This is a genomic window from Mycobacterium sp. NS-7484, assembly GCF_001953975.1.
Lineage (GTDB): Bacteria > Actinomycetota > Actinomycetes > Mycobacteriales > Mycobacteriaceae > Mycobacterium.
The window spans coordinates 1-22,494 of record NZ_MBEJ01000055.1; the positions used below are offsets into that span (position 1 = coordinate 1).

The window sequence follows — 22,494 nt, forward strand, 5'->3', positions numbered from 1 at the left end:
CAGACAGGGGAATTGCGTGGACCTGACACCGAACATGCTTTCAAAGCATGTTCGGACCCCTATCAGGGGAGGTCAACGGTCATAAATCAGCGATTCTGTACACACATTTTGGCCATTAACCCGTTCTGGGGGTTATAGCCCCTCTCGTCGGGAAACCCCTCGGCTCGATGATTGATATTTGAAGCATAAGGGCTTGACGAAGCGCTCTTTGCTGCAGCATCCTGGATATGCCTGGTATTTAAAGCATAAGAAGGGTTGCGATGGGTCCGCGACGGAGGCGGTCGCCTCAAGAGGGTCCTATGCCTGAAATTGCACGCATAGGAGCTCTCTTCGCTGAGCGGCGGATCGCCTTGCGGCTAACCCAACAAACTCTCGCCGACCTGGCCGGCGTATCCCGCTCCAGTATTCAGTCGCTCGAGCGGGGCGCCGGGTCGGTCAAGCTCGGGTCGGTCATCGAAGTTGCCGACGTTCTGGGTCTGCGCCTCGATATCAACGTGGGCATGGAATGACAGCTCCATACCAACTCGATCTTCGCGAAGTCGACGCAGCCGATTTCTACATCAAGGACGAGATCGTCGCCCATCTGCGCCGCGAGTCCGGTGATCGCGTCGCTTTCGCGTATGTCGACGAAGACCGACCGGCCGACGGGCGTATTCGTGATCGGTCCGTTTCATGGTCGCTGTTGCGGTCAGGTGAGTACCCCGTGGTGACGACGGGCGGTGCGGTTCCGGCGTTCTTCGCAGGCCTGCTTCCAGAGGGCGTCAGACTGGGGGTGGTGACGTCGTGGAAAATGAGCATTTCTTCATGACGATGGCTGCAGCGTGCGGTTTGAGAGTTGCCAAGACGTCGGTGTTGAAAGATGTCGATGGTCGAAGCGCCTTACTCGTCAATCGTTTTGACCGTGCCGGACAAGCGCGCCTTGCCCAAGAAGACGCATGCCAGATCGCCGGCCTGTATCCCGCCTCGAAGTACCGCATCAAAACCGAGACTGCCATCGGCTCACTTGCCGACGCGTGCGCACGTGGCGGTGGCTCCAGAGTCGTGGCAGTCGCAGAACTGCTCAAAACCGTTGTCTTTTCCTGGCTCATCGGAAACGGTGACCTGCACGGTAAGAACCTGTCGATCTACAACCCTGACGATGTGTGGCAGCCCACGCCAGCCTATGACCTGCTGTGCACGCAGCCCTATGCCGGGTGGAAGGATCCCATGGCGTTGAGTCTCTACGGCTGGGCGAACAAGCTGACCCGCGCGAACTTCGTCGAAGCAGGCGAACGTCTCGGTCTGCGGCACCGCGCGACAGCTGCCATGATCGACGGTCTCATCGACGCCGCGCAGCGTTGGCCGCCGCGATGCGATCACATCGGATTCGACGATCGACAGACCGTGCGTCTGGAGCAAATGCTTCGTCAGCGCATCGACGCTCTGAAATCCGTTGGCACCAACGAATGTGCGGAGTCAGAGTGAGCCGTTGCGTCAGCTCTCCTCGGCGGGAGCGACGAACCCGTCGCGCCAACTGGCCAGCGCGGCGTTCACCCCGGCCTGCACCGCGGTGCCGTTGCCCCAGCCGGCGTAGTAGTGCAGCTGCAGCACGATTTCGTCGAGCTCGCTTTCGGTGAGCTCACCGTTGATCAGCGCCCCGCGCACCTGGACCTCGATCAGATCGGCGCGGCCCAGCATCGCGGTGGCGCCGAGCACCACCAGACGCCGGTCTCGCAGCGACAGCCCCGGACGGTTCCAGACCTCGCCGAACAAGTGGTCGACGGTCATTTCCAGGGCCGGCTTGCGTTCGGCGGGCATGGCGTCGGCGAGCCCGGTGCCGTAAACCTCGTCCATGGTCTGCAGGCCGCGGGTGGTGCGGTCGGTGGCCGGCGGGGCGTCCGCGACGACTCCGAGGGTCTCGTCGCCGTGCGTGCGTGCGGCGTCGACCAGCGGCACCGCCACGCCGTTGCCGGTGGCCAATTCCTGTGCCGCGCTGAGGTCTTTGTCCATCAGGCGCAGTACCTGCGGGCCGGCCTCGGCGGCCAGCTCGGGGGCGGCGACCTGGTTGCGCAGCCACAGCAGCGGCGTGGCGCCGGCCGGGTCGGCTTCGTCGATGACCTCGATCAGGGTGGCCGGATCCACACCGGCCGAGCGGGCCAGCGCGGCGGCCTCGTGTGCGGCGCGCCAGCTGCCGTAGGTCAGAACGTTGCGGGCGATCTTGGTCGACATTCCGGCGCCGAGGGGCCCGCAGTGCACGACCTTCTTGGCGAAGTCCGCCAGCACCGGCATGGCGCGCGCCACGGTGTCGTCGTCACCGCCGACCATGGCCACCATGCCGTTGTGCGCGGCCTGATCACCGGGGGTCACGCCGCAGTCCAGCAGTTCCACGCCGTAGGCGCGGCAGTCCTGTGCCAATGCCTGCACCTCGGGCACCGAGACGGTGGACAGCAGCACCACGACCACACCTGGTCGCGAACCGGCCAGCACGCCGTCGTCGCCGTGCAGCACCTCACGCACCTGGGCGGCGTCGACGACGGCGATCAGCACCACGTCACTTACCGCGGCCACCTCCGCCGGGGTGGGCACCGCCAGGGCCAGTCCGAGTTCTCCGGCCGCCTCGGGGCGCACGTCGTGGACGACCGGGATGCGGCCGCGGCTCTCGAGGCTCACCGCCACGCCACCGCCGATCATGCCCAGACCGACCACGCCCGCACGCGGCGCGATACCGCTGTTGGCTCCGGGCGCCAGTTCGGTGAGGCGCAGCTCCAAGTCGTCGAGTTGGGCAGTCATCGGAATCTCCGTAACGTAAACGATTTTCAGTTAACAAAAGCTTAGATCGTCTACACACTTTCTGTACTGCGCTGACCTGGTGATACTGGGCACATCGCGCGGCAGACTGTGCGGCAAGCCGCATCCGGGGGCGCCCGGTCGGCGCCAAAACCCGCTCGACAGCATCGGGAGAATCGATGTTATGACCACGCAGCGCGTCGTCGAGACCAAGTTGGTGAGCTTCGCCAGCCACATCGACGACAACACCATCGAACAGGCGAAGCAGACGGCCTCGATGCCGTTCGTGCATCCGCATGTCGCGCTGATGCCCGACGCACACAGCGGTAAGGGGTCCGCCGTCGGCACCGTCATCCCGACCATTGACGCCGTGATCCCGGCCGCGGTCGGCGTCGACATCGGCTGCGGCATGATCGCCGCCCGCACGGAGTTCAGCGCCGCCGACATCGAGGGGCGTGACCTGGCTGCCTTGCGTACCGCGATCGAGTCGACGATTCCGCTGTCGCCGGGCAACTACAACGCGTCGCTGTCCCGCTTCCCGTTCACCCGGGGCCGCATCGCCGACCTCGAGCACCTGGCTCAAGACGGCGGTGTCGACCTTTCTCACTCGCCGAAGTGGCGTGAGCAACTCGGTTCGCTTGGCGGCGGCAACCACTTCATCGAACTGTGCCTGGACCAGGACGACCGGGTGTGGTTGTTCCTGCACTCCGGCTCCCGCGGTGTGGGCAACAAGATCGCTCAGAAGCACATCAAGATTGCACAGAAGTTGATGAAGCGGTGGTGGATCGAGCTGCCGAACCCGGACCTCGCCTACTTACCCCAGGGCACACCGGAATTCGGCGATTACCTACGAGAACTCAACTGGGCCCAGCGGTTTGCGCTGGAGAACCGGGCCGAGATGATGGACCGTTACATGTGGGTGTTCGCGGCCTGGATGGGCTACGGGGAGTTGGACCAACCGCAGACCGCGGGTGATTTCGAGGTCGAGCGGATCAACACCCACCACAACTACACCCGCAAGGAACAGCATGGCGGGCGTGAGGTGTGGCTGACCCGTAAGGGCGCGATCGACGCTCATGCCGGGGTGATGGGCCTGATCCCCGGCAGCATGGGGACGCGCTCATATGTGGTGCGCGGCAAGGGCAACCCGGCCGGCCTGTGCTCGGCGCCGCACGGTGCCGGGCGTCGGTTCTCGCGTAACGAGGCTCGCCGCCGGTTCACCGCGGACGACCTCGCGAAGCGGATGCAGGGCATCGAGTATCGGCACGGTGAGCAGTGGGTCGATGAGATCCCTGACGCGTACAAGGACATCGACGTGGTGATGGCCGACGCCGACGGATTGGTGGAGATCGTGCACGAGCTACGTCAGGTGCTCAACGTCAAGGGCACATGACGGGTAGGTCAGGGTTTGCGCCCGGCGACCAGATAGGCGACAGGCACCACACCGGAGGTGCCCAGCACGCTGAGTGCGCTGCCCCACAACCACTTTGGCCCGTTGATTTGGCCGGCGTCACGGCTTGAGAGGTCGCGGAGCGCCCAGGCGCGCAATCCCGCGTCGACGGCGGTCACGACCACGACCATCGTCTTGGCCTTGGGAGACAGGTCTTTCCAGCGTTTCTTTGCCATTACGGGCTCCCGGGCATCGTCGTTATCGGTGAGCTGCCAGAGCCGCCACTGCCACTGCCGCTGCTGCCGCGCTCGGAGCCGCCGCCGAACAGGCCACCGCTGGATGACCCGCCACTCGACGAACCCCCCGACGACTCACCCGACGAACCACCCGACGGATACTGCGGATACAGCGTCTCAGCCGGGGCCTGTGTCGCCGGGATCTCCGGTTGTTCGACCGGGGCCGTGTACGTCGGCACCGTATGCGTCGGGGTCTCGACAGGCGGTTCCGAGGTCCGCACCGGCGGCACGGACGTGGTCGGCGGTGCCGTCGTTGTGGGTGGTGCGGTGGTGGTCGGCGGTGCGGTCGTCGTAGATGGTGCGGTGGTCGTCGGCGGCGCCGTAGTAGTTGGAGGCGCGGTGGTAGTCGTGGGAGGCGCCGTGGTGGTCGGCGGTGCGGTGGTGGTCGGCGGCGTCGTCGGCGGCGTTGTCGGCACCCAGGGCGACGGCAGCGTTGGCCACACGACGGGCGGAAGCGGCACCGGCACCGGTAGGGGCACAGGTATCGGTACCGGAACCGGCCCCGGCGAAACCTGGACAGGTGGGGGAGCCGGCACGGCGGGCGGTGCGGCCGGTGGTGCCACCGCAGGAGCCTGGTTGGCCGGTTGATTGCCGATGTCCGAGCGCACCCTGGGCGCAGCCGGTGCCGCGGGCGGCGGAGTCAGCACCGAGACGGGCAGGACCACCGGATCGGGTTCGTGCGGAACCTGCGGCAGATAGCGTCCGGGCACGGTGTCGGACTGTTCGACGGGTGCTGGTTGTGCCCGCACATCGGCCGCCGGTCGGACGTTGATCGCGACGGTGACGGCCAAGGTGGCGAAGCTGACCACGACGAACGCCAAGGCGCTGCCCATCAGCAGCATCCGCGGCGGCGGTGGCGCGATGACTGTCGTGTAGTCGGGGTCCTGCTCTTGTTCGGGCACGAACTCGCCGACCGCGTCCATCGGCATCTCGTCGGCCCACGGCTCGGCGTCGGTTTCTTGTGAGTAGGCCAGATCCGGCCCCACTGCGGCAGAGTCGACAGCCGGGGCGGGTGCCATCTGCGTGGCCTCGGCGGCCGGGGCGATCTGCGTAGCGTCCACCGACGGAGCCATCTGCGTGGCATCGAGTGCGGGGGCCATCTGTGTGGCCGCCCCGGCCGGCGCGATGTCGCCGACCAGCTGGGCCGCACCACGGGCGATCGCATAACCCGCGTCCGGTAACACCTCGACCGGCGCCGTCGAACGAAGCTCTGCGGCAACCGAATCCAGATCCAGCCGCTGGCCGACCAGAACCACCCGTCCCGGGGCTTCATCGGCGGATACGCGCTGCAACACCGCCGCGCAGGCGGCCGACACCCCGGCGGTGCCGATCGGCGCAGTGGCCAACGTCGAAGTCGGTGCAGGTGTGTCGGATTCCTGGCCGACCGTCGTCAGCGACACGGTGTCGTCGTCGGCCAGCAGCAGGGCGGCGTCCGCTCCGACACTGCGGGCCAGGGCCGCGGCCGCTTCGGCTTCGGTCACCACCTCGACGTTCGGCACGCCGGCGTCGAGCACGGTCTGACGCAAGGTGTCGGCTGCCGACGGGTCGGGCACGCACAGTCGCGTCGCGGCAACCTGGTTGCCCGACTCGGCCACTGCGCGGTAGGTGCCGACGATGGTCTCGGCCAGCTCCGACATCTCGGCAATCAGGTCGTCGGGCAGGTCGAGGGCGTACTGATCGAGAACCTGGCCGCCGCTCGCGGGCGAGCCGATCATCGCCAAGCGCGCCACACGCCCGGTGACCGCCACCCCGAGGACTACGTCCACGGTTCCACTCCTCGCTTCATGGTTGACCTACCAGCCCCGACGGACTTCAAAGCTACCGCACAGTCGTGGCGGGCCTTCGTGACTGAACTGCCTCGGCTGCCAGCGCTGCTTGTGCGTCGGAGCAAAAGTGAGCACGCTGGTTGGAGCCTTGCGGTGTCACTCATAGAGAGGAATCGGTAAGTGAGCGACGAGCGTTACGACGCGCCCGCCACCGTCGCGGTGGAGACGACGGCCGCGCCGGTCGTGGCGCGTTCCCCGCGGGTCGGCTACGTGCCCACCCGGGCCAACCGGGTGCGCGACGGCCTGGCGGTGACGCTGCTCATCGTGGCGCTGCTGCTGCCGTGGAACCTGGAATTCGGGCTCGGTGTGCCCGGCAGCACCGGGTCGACCTTCGGCTTGCTGGCCGTCGTCACGTTGCTGTCCATCGTGGCCGCCCTGACCCCGCACCTCGGGCCGTTCCGGCTGGGGACACCGCAATCCGATGTCAGGCGCACCAGCCGGATTCGCCTGCTGCTCAGCGTGACTTACCTCGTCGTGGTCGTGGTGTTCGTCGGTTACCACGTCGTGCAGACGGTACGCCAGGGCGGCACCGGGGCCGTACCGCCCGGAATCGGGCCGGGTATCTTGCTCGGCGTTGCGGGCGCACTGCTGGCGGGACAGCCGCCAATCACGTCGATCACCGTCGAGGACAACAGGTTCCGGCGCTGGTACACGGCCGGACGGATGATCGGCTTTCTGTCGATCGCGCTGGCGACGCTGTCTGTCGCTTTCAACTTCTACTGGCGACTGCGGTACCTGTTCGTCACCCAGGGCGACTTCGGGGGCCACGACATCGCGGTCATCGTGACGACCCTGCTCTACGGGGCAGAGGCGATGATCGCCCTGGTCATCGCGTCGCGTTGGCTGACCGAACGCACGGGGGCGGCGCGGTTGGCGACGACGGCCATCGGCGTCTCCGGCGCGATCGCGTCGACGCTGGTGTGGCTGCTCGGCATCGGGCGCGACATCGACGCCTTCCACGGCATCGCCCAGAACACCTCGACCGCGGCGGTGGGTTACGAGGGCTATCTAGCCTGGGCCGCGGCGGCTGCCATCGTGGCGCCGACGACGTTGTACGCGGTGTTCCTGATCAAGCCGCCGACCATCGGCGCCTACCGCGGCGCCGCGCAGAAATGCTTGACGCTCATCGCTTTCTGGGCGTTCGCCGCGGCGACCCTACGGGTCGTCGACTTCCTGATCGCGCTGTCGCTCGACCTTCCCCGCGCCCTCTATGACACCGTGGCGATGACGGTGTTCAACCTCGTCACCGGGTTGGTGGCGCGGTGGCTGCATCGGCAACTCGGCAATGGGGTGACCTCGACGACGGTGGCCGCCGCGTTCAGTGCGGTGTTGTTCGTCTTCACAGTCGCCAACATTGCGATCGGCGTCGCGCTGGCGCCGCGGTATGCCGGACCGGCGCCGGCGGCCGTCTACGGCAACAACCTGGCCCAGCAGATCACCAGCACCTTCGACGTCGCGGTCTGTGTGCTGAGCCTGCTCGTGCTTGCGGTCATGGTGTTCACCGGGCCGTTGGTCGGCTATCTGGCGCGCCGCGAAAGCCGTTCGGCCAAGCCGGTAACCGCGCCCACGCCGCCGCAGCCCGCCGTTGAACCCTCCGCCCCGCCGACCATCGTGCGGCAACCCCGGGCGGCCGCGGTGCCGAAAATCGTTCGGCTGAAGGAGGACCGGACGACAGTGCTGGCCGCGCCACCGACCACCGAGCTTCACGTGCCGACGACGACGTTGCGGATTCAACGCCGCCCGCAGCGGCCGCCGACTCCAGGCAGTGCCCGTCACGACGGGCTTTGACCAAAAAGAATTCTTCGTCCGGTCTTTTTCTCGGCAAGAAGATTCATTTTCCGTCACGGCTTCGAATCGGGAAAACGCAATTGGCTACGTGCCCGGTGTCGACGGCATTCCGGTCAATCGTTGGCAATTTCCGGCGGGGAACGAGCTGCCCGCCTAGTAGCGACAATCGAGCGACAATCGCCACATCGGCAACATCAGCCTCACTGAACCCAGCGTCGCTCGACATTTTTGACACTCGGATACCATTGGCCCCACCAGCATCATCTGTCCGTTGTCCAGCTGCGAGCGACTCCGTCGCTGATAGGTGGACATCCCAAATTTCGTGACGGGTGAGGCATTTGAGCTCTCAAGTGACGCAAGTAGTCAATGCCGCGTGACAGCCGGTGTCCATGGTGCTCATGTGGCGATTGTCGCTGAAAAGTCGCTACTAGGCGGGCAGCTCGCACCCCGTTCCAGATGCGCGAGACCGCGCAGGTCGCCGCGATTCGCCGCACCGCCCGGCGGCGCCACACATTCTGAGAATTCTCTCTCGTTTGTGAGGGAACTCTATGTCTACGTATTTCAGCAGGCGCCCAATGCGGCACCATGTCAGCATCAATTGGTGGTGAAATTCGGAAGTGCCGGTTTAGTAGCCGTCATGGCGGGGGCGGCTTCCGTGCTGAGCAATGTGACGATGCCGTCCGCCGACGCGGCACCGTGTCCGGATGCCGAGGTGGTCTTCGCCCGCGGCACCATGGAGCAACCTGGGGTGGGCACCATGGGTGAGGCGTTCATCGATTCGTTGCGGGCCAACGTCGCTCCGAAGTCCGTGGCGGTGTACGCGGTCGATTACCCGGCCACCACCGACTTCCCGACGGCCGTCCAGGGCATCGCCGACGCACGCGCGCGCATCATGTCCACGGCCGCGGCCTGTCCCGACACCAAGATGGTGCTGGGCGGGTTCTCCCAAGGCGCGGCGGTGATGGGCTTCGTCACCGCAGCCGTTGTGCCCGACGGGGTTTCACCGGCTGACGTGCCGGCGCCGATGCCGGCGGAGATCGCTGATCACGTGTCCGCGGTGACGTTGTTCGGTAAACCGTCGCCGCGGTTCATGAAGGTACTCAACAACCCGTCGATCGTCGTCGGGCCGTATTACGCAGCCAAGGCCATCGACTTGTGCGTCGACAACGATCTGGTGTGCGACCCGCAGGGCAGAAGCTTCGCCATCCACACGCAGTACACCGAAGAGGGGTTGGTGGATCAGGGGGCAGTGTTCGCGGCGAGCAAGCTGCGTGACGACTGGGCCCAAGAAGCGGCGGAGTCGGCTCCTCCGGCCACGCTGGTGGGTACCGGCCCGTCACAGCACGGACCGTCTCTGCAACCTGCTCAGCACATGGGGCCCGAACCCCAGACGCGGCCCGGCCCGGTGCCGCGTCCGGCATCGCCTGCGCCGACGAGCACTGCGGCGCCGGTCGCCCCGCTGGCTTGATCAGCTCACGTCGACGCCCAAGAGTGTGAGGCCTTCCTTGATCCGCAGGTGCGCCTCGTCCATGGTGTCGCCCAGCTTGGTCAATCGGCTGGAACTGTTGGCCGGCGTCAACGCCACGCACTGGTCGGCCATGCTGCGATAGCCGTCGAACCCTTCCCGCAACGCCGTGTTGACCTTGACGTCAGGGCCGGGAAGCACCCGGTTCTTGGCCGAGTCGATGTAGTCGCGCATGTCGCTGCAGGCGTTGTGCAGGTCGGTGTAGTTGGTCATGTGATCGGGCGTCACCATCGCGTTGGCGATCGGCCCCAGCTGGGTGCCCAGCCCGGCCACCGCGTCCACCACCGCCTGGCGCCATTCGTCGGTCACCGGAGCCGCGGTGGGCGTACCTGCCACGGCGCACCCGGTGAGCAGGGCGGCGGCAGCCGAGACGACGACGAGGTACCTCATATACAGCGAGCTTATGGGGTGCCGTCGTTCCGGCGCGCGCCACGGCTGCTCGAAGAGTTTGCGCAGTGATCGCCGCAGCCAGGTGTAAGCGCGGTCACACCGGTAACCTGAGTTGCGAGTGACTAGAGCAGATCGGGGGATCGACATGGATCTCGTGCTCGGCCTCGCGATGACCTCGAGGGCCGTTCGGTGGGTGCTCGTCGAAGGTACGACGGGCGAGGGACGTCCCCTCGACCGTGGCGCCATCTCGTTCGACGACGTCGCCACCTACGACCCGGACGGACTGTTGCGCGGGTTGGTCGACGACACCGAACTCGACGGGATGCACCGCATCCACGCGATCGGCGTGACGTGGACCAACGATGCGGCGCCGCTGGCCAGTCACATCATGCAATCACTGGACAGCCGGGGCTACGGCAACGTCTTCGCCGTCTCCGAGATCGAGGCGGCCGGCATGCTGGCCAGCGGTATCGCCGAGATCACCGAACATGACGACATCGCGGTGTGCATCGTTGAACCCGATGCCGCGGTGGTGGCGATCGTGACCCCTGATGACGTGAGCGCCGACCGCATTGACCGGTCGGACACCTTCGTCGCCGACATCGCCGGGCTCCTGTCGCTCACCGGCCGGCCGATCAGCGGAATGTTCATCCTGGGCTCCGATGCACGTGAGCCGATCGTCGCCGAGCTGGCCGAGTCCATTCCGACCGCGGTGATCACCTCTGCCGAATCCGATCTGGCGTTTGCCCGGGGCGCGGGGCTGGCCGCGGCGCTCGCGGTGAACACCCCGGCCATCACCCCGGTCAAGGCGGTGCACGTGACCAAGGTCGGCGCATTGGCCTCGGTCGTCGGGGGTGCATTGGTGACGCTCGTCGTCGCGACGTCGGCGGCCATCGGTTTGCACCTGCACCCCGGCGCCGTGCAGGAGACCGCGCACGCCGCCTCCGTCGGCGAGTCGGCACCCGAAGCCGTCCCGGCACCCAAACCCACGCACAAACCGGTGGAGAAGGCCGCCACCAAACCGGCACCCGAGGCTCCGCCGAAACCACCGGCCGCCCCGCCGTCGGTCGAGGCCGTCGACGCCCCGCAATACGTGCCTCCCGCTCCGGCCCCCGCCGCTCCGGCGCCCGAGCCGGCGCCGGCGTACGTCCCGCCCGCTCCGGAGCCGGTCTACTCTCCGCCGCCGGCCCCGGTGTACAGCCCGCCGCCGTACGTGCCGCCAGCGGTGACCTATCCGAAGCCGAGGCTGCGGGACCGGATCATCGAGCGCATCCCGATCATCAACCGCTTCCACTGAACCGGGCGCTGAGCCCGGCACGCTCCAGCCGCGCCTGCTCGGCCCGGACCACCTCGTCCTGATGCGGGGGTGCCTGGTCGAGATCATGCGCCAGCCGGCGGATCGGTTCGTCGACGGTGCCCTTGGCCAGCAGCCGATAGACCCGCACGGTGGGCAGTTCGCTGAGTCGCTGGGTGCGTCCGATCACCTGGCGCTCGGTGCGGGGCTGCCACTGTGGTTCGGCGATGACGAACACCGCCGGGGCGGTGAGGTGACGCAGGTTCAGCGCGCCGGCGCCGATGTGGGCCAGCAGGGTGGCCGGGCCACGATCGGTCGCGAACGCGTCGAGCATGGCCTGCTGATCGGGTACTGACGCGTCGAGCGGGCCGAAGATGTTGCCTGGCAAGGCTTTACGAATGACATCGAGCACCCCGGGATAATGTGAGAACACCACCACCCGGGCGCCGTTGATGTGGGCCTCGCTGGTGAGTTCCAAGAGCCGGTCGAGTTTCGCGCCCGGAGTCGGTGCTCCCGAGGGCCAGGCGGCCTGCCGGATCGCGCTGAAGTTGCCGCTGGCGACGGCTTGGCGGTAGCGGTCGCGGTCGGTGCGGCTCGGGCGCACCCACTCCTCGGTCGCGATGCGCACCGGCAGTTCGTCGACGACGTCGCGGTAGTCGCGCCGCAGGTACACCCGGTCGACCGTGCGGCGGAATGCGACCGAACCGCGCTCGCCCGCGTTGGGCGGGACTTTCCCCGCCACGTCGGGCTGCAGGAAGTCGGCCAGGTGGCGGAAGCCGCCGATGCGCTGGTGCATCGGCACCCCGGACAGAAACAACACCCGGTTATCGGAGGTCAGCACGTTGCGCACGGCGCGGGCCCGGTCGGATTTCGGGTCACGCAGCAGGTGCGCCTCGTCGACGATCACCAGGCCGGGGCGTTCGGGCAGCTTGATGCGCGCCAGCGTGTCGAAGGAGACGACCGCCACCCCGCCTGTGGACTTCCACTGCTCAAGGCGGTCCTCGCGGGCGCTGCCCCGGATCTCGATCGCCCGCAGCCCGGTGTGCTTGGCGGTCTCTGCGGCCCAATGGATTCCGGTGTCGCGCTGGCAGATCACCAGGGTGTGGCGGGTCTGTCCGACCGCGGCCAGGTGTGCCGCGACCGCCAGGGCCTGCACGGTTTTGCCCAGACCCAGGTCGTCACAGATCAGCACGCGCTCGCGCGCCAACGCATAACGGGCGCCGAACTCCTGGTACCCACGTAGCTCGGTACGCAGCAGCGACCGGTTCAGCACCGTCTGCTCGACCTGGGCCGCCACCTCCACGCCGACGAAACCCTGGGCGGCATCCACATCGGTTGTGCCCGAGGCGAACTCGCTGAGTAGTCGGTCTATCGGGCGGGGGTCGGTGCGGTAGCACTCCCACGGGTCGCCCGCGTGATGGTAGGCGTCGTCGATCCGGTTGATCAGGCCGGTCACCGCTTCGAGCAGTTGATCGGAGGCGGTGTGGCTGCGCAGCCGCGGCATCAACCGGCGCAGTTGTTTGACCGGTGCATCGGCGTGCGCCAGGGTCAGCAGTGAGGTCAGCAGCGTGGTGTCGTGTTCGCGGCGCAGCCGGGGTCGGGTGGTGGTGCGGATGTGGTCGGCCATGGCCTGGGCTGCGGCCTGCGCGGCTTGCGCAGCCTCGATGTCGACGCCGGGCACCTGGGTCAACAGGCGGGCCGGCACCGCGTGGACATCGGCGACGGTGCGGTACTCGGAGTTGGCCAGGCCGCCGAGGCGGGCGCCGCGCGCCAGGTACGGGCGTAGGCGGTCCAGCGCAGTGGCCTGCAGAGTCTGGGTCACCACCTCGTCGGTGGTGGTGCGGATCCGGTCGGCGATTTCGGCGCGGAGTTTGCCGACGCCGGCGAGCGCAGCGTCGGCATGGCGGATCAGCTCGGTGGCATCTGCGCTGTCCATGACAAATCATCATGGCACTGTCCGCTCACGGCAGGGCACAGAGATTCTTCGCCGAGCTGTGCAAGCTTTCAGGAACCACACAGCGAATGCCCAGTGCAACGGCCTACCGTGAAATCAGACGTACAGAAATGTACGAAAGGTGGCAGATCATGCGAATCTCTCCTGCCGCCGCGCTGGCCGTGGCCGGCGCCGCGGCGTCGATCATCGTGGCGCCTCTGGCGGGCGCCGCACCGGCTCCGGCCGCGAATCAGCAGATCAAGCCGATCCCGCAGACGTGTGTGACGACACGGGTCAGCACTCAGTGCCGGTCACCGGGCAACGTCCAGATCAACGACGCGCCGCCGTTCGTCGATAACTTCCCGATGTATGGGTACTTCCCGTGGATCTTGTGACACGTTCGAGGGAGGCGCTGTTGGATCCGACCCGGCCCGAGGGTGCCCTGCGCGACCATATCGACGAACGACAGTTCGCCGGCGGCATGCTTCCCGTGCCGGCGCGGTTCCCGTCGCTCCGGGTGGGCCGGCACTGGGTCAACGCCATGTGGCTGGTGGCCTTCGCGGCCGTCGCCATGGTCGTCGTGATCGCGGTGGCCCAAGAGTTGCGCGAGTACGGCTGGATGCAGGACTTCATCGCGCGCTATCCGGGAACGTCGCAGACCTACGCGCCCGCGGTGACATCGGGTTTCCCGGCCTGGCTGCGCTGGCAGCACTTGTTCAACATCGTCTTCATGATGTTCATCCTGCGATCGGGGCTGCAGATCCTGGCCGACCATCCGCGGCTGTACGTCAACTCCGGGTGCCGGCCCGGCACGGAGTGGCTGCGGCTGCGTGACGCGGTACCTGCCGATCGCCTGGACAAGACCGACCCGCCACAGGTGTGGACCTCCAAGGACGATTCGGTGGCGCTGCCGAAGTGGTTGGGAATCCCGGGGATACGCCATTCCATCGGCCTGGCCCGCTGGTGGCACTTCAGTTTCGATCTGCTGTGGCTGATCAACGGCGCGGTGTTCTACGTGCTGCTGTTCAGCACCGGGCAGTGGCATCGGATCGTGCCGGTGTCATGGGATGTCTTTCCGAACGCGGTGTCCACCGCGGTGCAGTACGCCTCGCTGGATTTCCCGACCAATCACGGCTTTATCTCGTACAACGGGCTGCAGATGCTGGCCTACTTCATCACGGTGTTCGTCGCGGCGCCGCTGGCGTTCTTCACGGGTCTGCTGCAGGCCCCGGCGGTGGCCGCGCGGTTCGGCACTGGCCGAGGACCGTTGAACCGCCAGGTGGCCCGGACCGTGCACTTCACGGTGTGGCTGTGGATGGTGCTCTTCATCGTGGCCCACGTGACCATGGTCCTCACCACGGGTGCGGTGGAGAACCTCAATCACATCACGCTGGGCACCGACACCGAGTCGTATTGGGCGCTGGCCATATTCGGGGTGGCGGCCGTGGTGCTGATCGGATTGTGGCTGGCGGCAACACCTGTGACGCTTCGGTACCCGCGGCTGGTACAGAACGTCGGGCGGTTCATCGTCGGATGGGCCAAGGCCTGGATGGAACGCGCCCATCCGCGGGCGACATACCGGGACAAGGACATCAGCCCGTACCTGTGGGCCAATGGCCGGTTGCCTGACTCGACCGAGTATCGCCGGCTCAAGCACGGCGGCTGGACGGATTACCGGCTGCGGATCGGGGGACTGGTGGGCAACCCGGTCGAGCTGTCCTACGCCGAGTTGTTGGCGTTGCCCAAACACGAGCAGATCACCCAGCACTACTGCATCCAGGGCTGGTCGGGGGTGGCCAAGTGGGGTGGGGTGCGGATGGCCGACATCCTGACGATGGTGCGGCCGTTGCCGGAGGCGCGTTGGGTGGTGTTCTACTCGTTCGCCGACGGTGCCGAACCGGGCCACGGACGTTACTACGACTGCCACCGCATCGAGCACATGCGTGAACCACTGGCACTGCTGGCCTACGAGATGAACGGGGCGCCGCTCAGCGAGACCCACGGTGCCCCGGTGCGGCTCCGCAACGAACTGGAACTCGGCTTCAAACAGGTCAAATGGGTCGAGGCCGTCGAATTCGTGGCCGATTTCCGTGAAGTCGGTTGGGGCCGTGGGGGTTACAACCAAGACCACGAATATTTCGGGAACCGGATGCCGATCTAGATCATCTCGTTCTTGGTCAACCACCGCATCACCGGCCACCCGATGAACACCGGCAACCAGCACGTCAGCACTCGGTAGAGCAGCACTGCGGGCACGCCGATCGCGGCCGGCACGCCGAATGCCGCCAGACCACCGATCAGGGCCGCCTCGACCGCGCCGACACCACCGGGCGTGGGGGCCGCCGAGGCCAGGGTGCCGCCGACCATGGTCACCACCGTGACGGTGACGAAAGAGGTGGTGCCGCCGAAGGCTTCGACGCTGGCCCACAGTGCCAGGGCCGCACCGAGAGTCGTGCCCGCGGCGCCCAACACGATCAGTGCCAGCCGCTGCGGTTCGCGGGCGAGTTTGATCAGGTCGGCGGTGACCTCTTCGAGCTTGGGGCGGATGGCCGAGGACAGCCAGCGACGCAGTTTGGGCACGGCCAGGTAGGCGCCGACGAGTCCGAGGGCCAGCCCGGCGATCAGGTAGAGAATCGTGGCGCTGGGCACGAAGTGCGACAGGTCGGCCGATGCCCCGGCCACGGTGCTGAACAGGATCAGCAGGATCACGTGCACGATCACCTGCACGGACTGCTGCAGTGCCACCGCGGCGGTGGCGCGCATCGTGGACAGTCCACCCTTCTGCAGGAAACGGGTGCTCAGGGCCAGGCCGCCGACTCCGGCGGGCGTGGTGGTGGCGGCAAAGGTGTTGGCCACCTGCATGATCGAGAGGTGGCGGAAGCTGACCAGCCCGTCGGCGCACGCCCACAGCGCGGCCGCCGCACCCACATACGTCAACGCCGAGACGGACAACCCGAGCAGGGCCCACGACCAGTTCATCGTGCGCAGCTCGGAGAAGAAGGTCGGCACGGTGCTGATGAACGGGTAGGCCACATAGACCAGGGCCACCAGCAGCACCAGCTGGATCACCTGGGTGCGGGTGAACCGGGTGATGGTCTCGGCCTGGATCTGATCGGCACCCGTCTGGTGTTTCACCTCGTCGCGCGCGGCGGCGATCACGGCCTTGGCGTCCGGGATCGCCTCGCGCACCCGGGCCGGCACGGCCGCCTTGGTCAGCCGGCGGGATGCGGTGAGCACCGCATCGCGGCCGAACGAGTCGATCGCCGCGTTCACCGCCGATTTCGCGTCGTACAGCGCCGTGGTGGTGACGAGCAGTTGGGCGATATCGGATTGCAATTGGGCGTCGGTGGCCCCGTATTCGGCGCTGCCGAATCCGCCGAACAACACGGCCCCGTCGTCGACCGTGATCTCCTTGGCGCGCAGATCTCCGTGGGCGATCTGGTGGTCGTGCAGGGTGCGCAACGCGTTCCACACCCGTCCGACGGTGATGTCCGCGGTGCACTGGTCCAATGGGATGCCGCGTTTGCGGTTGTGCGCGTACAGCGTCCAGCCGCGGTCCAGCGCGGCCACCGACATCGTCGACGTGCTGGCCAACCCGAGATCGCCGATGGCGATGGCCATCAGGGCCCGGTGCTCGACGGCGCGGCGCATCGAGGTCTGCAGCGGCGCGGTCTCGTTGGAGCGCAGCCGCAGTTTGCGCCACACCTGCCGCACCGCGCCGCCGCTGCGTTGGTTGGGGCCGTAGAGCTCGACGACGGCGTGGGAGTCGGGATCTTGCGACGCGGCGTCGAGCAGGAGCGGACCGGCCCCGGCCGGGCGAACGACGCTGAACGCCGAGACGACGAAGCCGCGTCGGGCCAACGCACGCACCGCCCCGTCGAGCGGAACCTCCAGGGCGGGGGTGCCGACGATCCACACCACCAGCGCACCGACGAACCAGCCCGCCGACAAGCCGAGCAGTGAGCGGGCCGGCACGACTGCGCTGACCACCAGGTGGATCGGCACGAACGCCAGCAGCAGCGTCCACCACCAGCGCCGCAGCCGACGGGACAGCCAGGGCCCGGAGACCGTGAGCACCGCGGCGAGCATGCCGATCCAGCGCGGGTCGTCGAGGAATTGCGACAGCTGCGAGTCGAGCCGGTCGGACAGGTCGAAATGCCATTTGGGGGCCGCGATGCCGTTGGCGGTGATCGACAACGACACGATGGTGATCAGCGCCGCCGCGCCGTAGGCGCCCAGCAGTTTCCACTGCCGTCCCAGGATCAGGCTGACCAGGATGACGAACGGCAGCGCCAGGATCGCGATGCCGTAGGCCAGGTACACCAGGTTGGATTGGGTGGGGGTGAGCACCCCGACGATCTCGGAGATCGAGCGTTCCAGCGCCACCCACTCGTAGCGGGTGATCAGCGAGCTGGTGATGACCGTGGCCAAGAAGATCGCGGCGAGGGTCAGGCGCAGGATGTCGTTGGTGCGTCGGGTCGGCGGTTGCAGGAGGCTGCCGGTGACGGTGATATCCCGTCCGTCAACGCGCATGGTCCCCCTTTCTCAGCCGCTATTGCCCGGGACCAAGGTAGCCGGATGAGTTGCCGAGATCGGCCATTGGTGGTGATCTGGACCGTTACGAATTCACATCGATCACTCCCGTCACCGCGACCGACAATTTTTGCCAGCGCGATGTGAGCTAGGCCGACAACAGCAACGAACGTGATGTAACTTCGATCGACATGCTGACGCCGAAGAGGCCGCTCCCGAGGAGTTAACGGTGGATGCGACACCTTTCGGGCACTATCAGCTGCAGAAGCTGATCGGCCGCGGCGGCATGGGCGAGGTTTACCAGGCCTACGACGAGGACACCGATCGCATCGTCGCGCTCAAGGTGCTGCCACCGCATCTGGCTCAGGACGCCACCTTCCAGGAACGCTTCCGGCGGGAATCGCACGCCGCGGCCGGGGTGAGCAATCCGCACGTGGTGCCCATCCACGGCTACGGCGAGATCGACGGCCGGCTCTACCTGGACATGCGGCTCATCGAGGGCCGCAACCTCGGCGCCATGCTCACTAAGACCGGCAAGCCGCTGGACCCGGCGTTCGTGGTCGGGATGATCGAGCAGGTGGCCGAGGCGCTCGACAGCGCACATCGCGCCGGGCTGATCCACCGCGACGTCAAGCCGTCGAACATCCTGATTGCCGACAACGATTTCGTGTACCTGATCGATTTCGGTCTGGCCCGCACCGCCGGGGATTCCGGGATGACGACCGCGGGCAGCACCCTGGGCACGTTGGCCTATATGGCACCGGAACGGTTCGACGGCGGCAAGGTCGATCCGCGCTCGGACATCTACGCCCTGGCGTGCGTGCTCTACGAATGCCTCACCGGGGGTCGGCCGTATCCGGCGGACAGCCTCGAGCAGCAGATCGCCGGGCACATGGTGTCCCCGCCACCGCGGGCCTCGGAGAAGGATCCGCGGCTGGCGGCGTTCGACGAGGTGATCGCCAAGGGCATGGCCAAGAAGCCGTCCAAGCGCTATCAAAGCGCGGGCGATCTGGCGGCCGCGGCGCGGACTGCCCTCGAGACCCGTGTGCGCACCACCGGCCGGTCGGGTCGCCATTCCGCCCAACGGGTGCCGACCCGGTCGCGGCTGTCCAAGAAGGTGGCCGCGATCGCCGGGGCGACGGTTCTGGTGGCGGGGCTGGGTGCGGTGGGGATCTGGCAGCTGCGTGGCAGCGGTTCGGGTCCCGACGCGCATTTGGCCGATTCGGCCTCGAAAACCGGTCCGGTGCAGGCGCCGACGGGTGCGGTGGCCGACATCGCCACGACCGTGCCCGACGACATCCGCGAATCCGGCCGGCTGGTGATCGGGGTGAATGTGCCCTACGCGCCGAATGAGTTCAAGAATTCCAGTGGCGAGATCGTCGGGTTCGACGTGGATTTGATGAAGGCCGTCACCAAGACCATGGGATTGGTGCCCGAGTTCCGCGAGACCGGGTTCGAGGGCATCCTGCCCTCGGTGGTCGACGGCAACTTCAACGTCGGCATGTCCTCGATCACCGACACCGCCGAGCGTGAGGAACAAGTCGACTTCGTCACCTACCTTCAGGCCGGCACCATGTGGGCGCGCCGTGCCGGCACCACGGCCGACCCGGGATCTCCGTGCGGGCTGCGAATCGGCGTGGCGTACAGCACGATTCAGCAAACCGCGGAGATCCCGGCGAAGTCCGATGCCTGCGTCGCCGCCGGACTGCCGCCGATCGAGGAAGTGGTGCGCACCCACCAGGACGAGGTGACGGCCGCGCTCATCGCCGGTGAGGTGGACGCCATGACGGCCGATTCACCGGTCACCGGGTTCGCGATCAAGCTCAGTGGCGGCGCGCTGGAGCCGGCCGGCGCCATGTTCGACGCCGCGCCCTACGGATGGCCGGTGGCCAAGGGCTCCGGGTTGGCCGAATCGTTGCGGTTGGCGCTGGAACATGTGATGGACACCGGCGAATACCGCACCATCGCCACGATGTGGGGTGTGGAGAAGGGCATGATCAGCCAACCGGTGATCAACGGGGCGTTCGGCTGAGGCGGTTGTCGACCGCGGACAATCCTGCGCAGGGTCATCGCACGCGGCGGCCATGGCTCGTAGGGTGGGGTCATGAGCGGTGCCGCATCGCTGCCACCGGGTCCTCGATTACCCCGGACGGTGCAGGCCGCATTGATGCTGCGGTACTGGCCGCGGTTCGTCTCGGCCTGCCGGCGTCGCTACGGTGACGTCTTCACCCTGCGCGTCGCGGCGATGGGCACCCTTGTCTATCTCGCCGACCCGGCCGACATCAAGGTGGTGTTCGCCGGCGATCCGACGATTTTCCATGCCGGCGAAGCCAATTCGGTGCTCAGTGCGCTGCTGGGGGACAGCTCGGTGTTGGTGATTGACGAGGATGAGCATCGTGAGCGCCGACGCCAGATGTTGCCGCCGTTTCACCGCGACGCCGTGGCCCGCCAGATCGAGGTGATGCGGGAGATCGCCGCGGCCAACATTGCGGGCTGGCCGGTGGGCACCACGTTCGCGGTGGCGCCGAAGATGGCCGAGATCACCTTGGAAGTGATTCTGCGAACCGTGATCGGGGCGTCCGATCCGGCCCGGTTGGCCGCGTTGCGCACGGTCATGCCGCGGCTGCTCAGTATCGGGGCGTGGGACACATTGGCGCTGGCCAGCCCGGGCCTGCAGCGCCGCCGCCCGTGGCGGGCGCTGCAACGCAACATCGACGAGGCCGACCGGCTGCTGTACGCCGAGATCGCCGATCGTCGGGCCGACCCCGAGGTGGCGACCCGCACCGATGTGCTGGCCATGCTGGTGCGTTCTGCCGACGTCGACGGGCACACCATGACCGATCGTCAACTCCGCGACCAGCTGATGACGCTGCTTGTCGCCGGGCACGAGACCACCGCGACCGCGCTGTCCTGGACGCTGGAGCGGCTGACCCGTCACCCCGCGGTGCTGGACAAGGCCGTGCACGCCGCGCAGACCGGTGATGACGACTACCTGGACGCGGTGGCCAAGGAGACCTTGCGAATCCGGCCGGTGGTGTTCGACGTGGGCCGGATGCTGACGCAGCCCGTCTCGGTGGCCGGTCATCGGTTGCCGGCCGGGGTGATGGTGGCCCCGGGGATCGGCCTGGTGCATGATCGCGACGACGTCTATCCCGACGCCGACCGGTTCGACCCGGGCCGGATGCTCGGCGCGAGTTTGGGGCCCACCACCTGGTTCCCGTTCGGCGGTGGCAACCGGCGGTGCCTGGGCGCGACGTTCGCCATGGTCGAGCTCCGGGAGGTGCTACGCGAAATCCTGTGCCGGGTCGATCTTTTCGCCACGTCAGCCGCCGACGAACATCAACGCGTCAAGCATGTCACGTTGGTGCCGCATCGCGGGGCGCGGATCTGCGTGCGGGCGCGTCGGGAGGTCCCGTCGGCTGCCGAACCGCTGGCAGCCAAGGGTTCGTAGTCACATCAGTCACATCAGCACCGCTGAGTCGGTTGATGTGTCGGTTGGAAATGCAGTATCGCCGGTGATATCAGGTTTCCAGCCCCATGCCCGCCTCCAGAGCCGCGACGGAAGGAACTCACCCGATCCCGTAATCAGGCAGCGCCAGGTTGTCGCGCACACTGCCCGCGAACAGCCCGGCGATCGGACGGCCCAGGTTCATCGCACGCAGCGCCACGTCGCGGAACCACAACCCGAACCGCGTTCTGGTGGCGAAGAATCCGAGCATCCGTTCGGCCCCGGCCTGCTTGCCTTCGATGAACGGCCGCAGCAGCGATTCGTAGCGGTCGAAGGCGAGGCGGTGATCCCCGTCGGCGCGCGCGAGTTCCCCGGCCAGGGCATAGGCCTCGGTGATCGCCAGCCCGGTGCCCTCGCCGCCGAGCAGCGAGATGCAGCCCGCGGCGTCGCCGACCAGCAGCACCCGGTCGTGTGACCAGCGTGGCATCCGGATCTGGCTGACCACGTCGAAGTAGAGATCGTCCACGTCGTCCACCGCGGCCAGGATCTCGCGACACTTCCAGCCGGCATCGCCGAACTGCTTGTGCAGCTGCTCCTTTGGTGTCAGCCCGGCGTCGTGGTGATCGCGGAACACGAACAGATACATGGTGCGATCACCGCGCAGCGTGAACTGGCCGATTTGTCGACCCGGGACGCTGTAGGTGAGATAGGCATCCGACGTCCCGCCGCGAGGACCGTCGACCACACAGGCGGCGACCTTGCAGCCCAGATAGTGCTCGAATCGCTGCTCGGGCCCGAAGACCAGGCGGCGCACCGCGGAGTGCAGGCCGTCGGCGCCGATCACGAGGTCGAAGTCATCGGCCGGATGGTTCTCGAACGTCACCCGCATCCCGTCGGGGCGTTGGTCGATGCCGGTGATGCTGTCGTCGAACACCGTCGGGACGACGTCCTCGATGGTGCGGTAGATGGCGGCGGCCAGGTCCCCGCGGGGCAGGCTGGTGAAGTCGTTGCCGATCATGCGGCGGAACACGTCGACGCGCAGTTCGGCGTTGGTGGAGCCGTCCGGGCCCAGCGAGCGCACCGACTGCACGTCATAACCGGCCTCGCGGATCGCCGACTCGATGCCCATCATGCGGGCCACCCGGTAACCGATGCCCCAGAAGTCGATCATGTAGCCGCCGGTGCGGAACGCCGGCGCCCGTTCGATCAGGGTCGGACGGTGGCCGGTGCGGTGCAGCCAATGAGCGAGTGCCGCCCCGGCAACCCCGGCTCCATTGATGGCGATCCGCATGACAATTCGATGCT

Annotated in this window: 18 protein-coding genes; 11 read left to right on the plus strand and 7 right to left on the minus strand. The window is 67.2% G+C overall.

Translation table 11 applies throughout. The features are described from left to right. The first annotated feature begins 299 nt into the window (after positions 1-299). From A5733_RS09820 to A5733_RS09825, 3 genes are read left to right on the plus strand one after another with little or no spacing between them, the layout of a single operon-like run. A complete protein-coding gene (locus A5733_RS09820) occupies positions 300-509 on the plus strand; it encodes a helix-turn-helix domain-containing protein (protein ID WP_083666079.1) in 210 nt (69 codons plus the stop codon). Then, entirely contained in the window at positions 506-808 is a 303-nt protein-coding gene (locus tag A5733_RS28200; RefSeq protein WP_369830918.1) for a HipA N-terminal domain-containing protein, read from the plus strand. Before A5733_RS09820 ends, A5733_RS28200 begins: the two co-directional genes overlap by 4 nt. Then, positions 784-1,464 (plus strand): type II toxin-antitoxin system HipA family toxin, encoded by a 681-nt coding sequence (locus tag A5733_RS09825; protein ID WP_369830919.1) that lies wholly within the window; start codon positions 784-786, stop codon positions 1,462-1,464. Before A5733_RS28200 ends, A5733_RS09825 begins: the two co-directional genes overlap by 25 nt. Positions 1,465-1,473: 9 nt before the next feature. Here the strand turns inward: A5733_RS09825 and A5733_RS09830 are convergent, their stop codons facing one another. After that, positions 1,474-2,769, minus strand: a complete 1,296-nt coding sequence (locus A5733_RS09830; RefSeq protein ID WP_076239978.1) for an NAD(P)-binding domain-containing protein — start codon at positions 2,767-2,769, stop codon at positions 1,474-1,476. 181 nt (positions 2,770-2,950) lie between these two features. On the opposite strand from A5733_RS09830, the gene A5733_RS09835 reads away from it, so the two are divergent. Further along, positions 2,951-4,159, plus strand: coding sequence for an RtcB family protein (locus A5733_RS09835; protein WP_076239979.1), 1,209 nt, complete (start codon positions 2,951-2,953; stop codon positions 4,157-4,159). Positions 4,160-4,167: 8 nt separating this feature from the next. Here A5733_RS09835 and A5733_RS09840 read toward each other — a convergent pair whose 3' ends face one another. Both A5733_RS09840 and A5733_RS09845 read right to left on the minus strand, forming a co-directional pair. Beyond that, the gene (locus A5733_RS09840) at positions 4,168-4,392 is read right to left on the minus strand and encodes a hypothetical protein (RefSeq protein ID WP_076239980.1); all 225 of its coding nucleotides are present in this window, start codon (positions 4,390-4,392) and stop codon (positions 4,168-4,170) included. Next, complete coding sequence (locus A5733_RS09845; protein ID WP_076239981.1) at positions 4,392-6,218, minus strand: hypothetical protein; 1,827 nt, start codon at positions 6,216-6,218, stop codon at positions 4,392-4,394. The genes A5733_RS09840 and A5733_RS09845 overlap by 1 nt, the downstream gene beginning before the upstream one ends. 180 nt (positions 6,219-6,398) lie before the next feature. On the opposite strand from A5733_RS09845, the gene A5733_RS09850 reads away from it, so the two are divergent. Further along, positions 6,399-8,066 (plus strand): hypothetical protein, encoded by a 1,668-nt coding sequence (locus tag A5733_RS09850; protein WP_076239982.1) that lies wholly within the window; start codon positions 6,399-6,401, stop codon positions 8,064-8,066. A gap of 637 nt (positions 8,067-8,703) precedes the next feature. Further along, positions 8,704-9,534 (plus strand): cutinase family protein, encoded by an 831-nt coding sequence (locus A5733_RS09855; protein ID WP_076239983.1) that lies wholly within the window; start codon positions 8,704-8,706, stop codon positions 9,532-9,534. Here the strand turns inward: A5733_RS09855 and A5733_RS09860 are convergent, their stop codons facing one another. Beyond that, the gene (locus A5733_RS09860) at positions 9,535-9,981 is read right to left on the minus strand and encodes a hypothetical protein (protein ID WP_067772915.1); all 447 of its coding nucleotides are present in this window, start codon (positions 9,979-9,981) and stop codon (positions 9,535-9,537) included. 118 nt (positions 9,982-10,099) lie between these two features. Between A5733_RS09860 and A5733_RS09865 the strand changes: the two genes are divergently transcribed. Further along, positions 10,100-11,278 (plus strand): hypothetical protein, encoded by a 1,179-nt coding sequence (locus A5733_RS09865; protein WP_369830920.1) that lies wholly within the window; start codon positions 10,100-10,102, stop codon positions 11,276-11,278. On the opposite strand, the gene A5733_RS09870 is transcribed toward A5733_RS09865, so the two are convergent. Beyond that, the gene (locus tag A5733_RS09870; RefSeq protein WP_076239985.1) at positions 11,262-13,211 is read right to left on the minus strand and encodes a DEAD/DEAH box helicase; all 1,950 of its coding nucleotides are present in this window, start codon (positions 13,209-13,211) and stop codon (positions 11,262-11,264) included. The genes A5733_RS09865 and A5733_RS09870 overlap by 17 nt on opposite strands. 149 nt (positions 13,212-13,360) lie before the next feature. Between A5733_RS09870 and A5733_RS09875 the strand changes: the two genes are divergently transcribed. Next, positions 13,361-13,603, plus strand: a complete 243-nt coding sequence (locus A5733_RS09875; protein ID WP_076240031.1) for a hypothetical protein — start codon at positions 13,361-13,363, stop codon at positions 13,601-13,603. Between the two features lie 86 nt (positions 13,604-13,689). Beyond that, positions 13,690-15,369, plus strand: coding sequence for a molybdopterin-dependent oxidoreductase (locus tag A5733_RS09880; RefSeq protein WP_142253907.1), 1,680 nt, complete (start codon positions 13,690-13,692; stop codon positions 15,367-15,369). Here the strand turns inward: A5733_RS09880 and A5733_RS09885 are convergent. Further along, positions 15,366-17,741, minus strand: a complete 2,376-nt coding sequence (locus A5733_RS09885) for a lysylphosphatidylglycerol synthase transmembrane domain-containing protein (RefSeq protein WP_076239986.1) — start codon at positions 17,739-17,741, stop codon at positions 15,366-15,368. The genes A5733_RS09880 and A5733_RS09885 overlap by 4 nt on opposite strands. Before the next feature lie 229 nt (positions 17,742-17,970). Between A5733_RS09885 and A5733_RS09890 the strand changes: the two genes are divergently transcribed. Further along, a complete protein-coding gene (locus A5733_RS09890) occupies positions 17,971-19,773 on the plus strand; it encodes a bifunctional serine/threonine-protein kinase/transporter substrate-binding domain-containing protein (protein ID WP_076239987.1) in 1,803 nt (600 codons plus the stop codon). A 72-nt stretch (positions 19,774-19,845) separates the two neighbouring features. After that, positions 19,846-21,192, plus strand: a complete 1,347-nt coding sequence (locus tag A5733_RS09895; RefSeq protein WP_076239988.1) for a cytochrome P450 — start codon at positions 19,846-19,848, stop codon at positions 21,190-21,192. Between the two features lie 118 nt (positions 21,193-21,310). On the opposite strand, the gene A5733_RS09900 is transcribed toward A5733_RS09895, so the two are convergent. Next, positions 21,311-22,480, minus strand: a complete 1,170-nt coding sequence (locus A5733_RS09900) for an FAD-binding domain (RefSeq protein WP_076239989.1) — start codon at positions 22,478-22,480, stop codon at positions 21,311-21,313. Positions 22,481-22,494 lie beyond the last annotated feature (14 nt).

Coding starts and splice junctions, on each gene's coding strand:
- A5733_RS09860 (WP_067772915.1), bottom strand. CDS start 9,981: ATGAGGTACCTCGTCGTCGTCTCGGCTGCCGCCGCCCTGCTCACCGGG.
- A5733_RS09870 (WP_076239985.1), bottom strand. CDS start 13,211: ATGGACAGCGCAGATGCCACCGAGCTGATCCGCCATGCCGACGCTGCG.
- A5733_RS28200 (WP_369830918.1), top strand. CDS start 506: ATGACAGCTCCATACCAACTCGATCTTCGCGAAGTCGACGCAGCCGAT.
- A5733_RS09895 (WP_076239988.1), top strand. CDS start 19,846: ATGAGCGGTGCCGCATCGCTGCCACCGGGTCCTCGATTACCCCGGACG.
- A5733_RS09875 (WP_076240031.1), top strand. CDS start 13,361: ATGCGAATCTCTCCTGCCGCCGCGCTGGCCGTGGCCGGCGCCGCGGCG.
- A5733_RS09835 (WP_076239979.1), top strand. CDS start 2,951: ATGACCACGCAGCGCGTCGTCGAGACCAAGTTGGTGAGCTTCGCCAGC.
- A5733_RS09855 (WP_076239983.1), top strand. CDS start 8,704: ATGGCGGGGGCGGCTTCCGTGCTGAGCAATGTGACGATGCCGTCCGCC.
- A5733_RS09830 (WP_076239978.1), bottom strand. CDS start 2,769: ATGACTGCCCAACTCGACGACTTGGAGCTGCGCCTCACCGAACTGGCG.
- A5733_RS09840 (WP_076239980.1), bottom strand. CDS start 4,392: ATGGCAAAGAAACGCTGGAAAGACCTGTCTCCCAAGGCCAAGACGATG.
- A5733_RS09820 (WP_083666079.1), top strand. CDS start 300: ATGCCTGAAATTGCACGCATAGGAGCTCTCTTCGCTGAGCGGCGGATC.
- A5733_RS09900 (WP_076239989.1), bottom strand. CDS start 22,480: ATGCGGATCGCCATCAATGGAGCCGGGGTTGCCGGGGCGGCACTCGCT.
- A5733_RS09885 (WP_076239986.1), bottom strand. CDS start 17,741: ATGCGCGTTGACGGACGGGATATCACCGTCACCGGCAGCCTCCTGCAA.
- A5733_RS09880 (WP_142253907.1), top strand. CDS start 13,690: ATGCTTCCCGTGCCGGCGCGGTTCCCGTCGCTCCGGGTGGGCCGGCAC.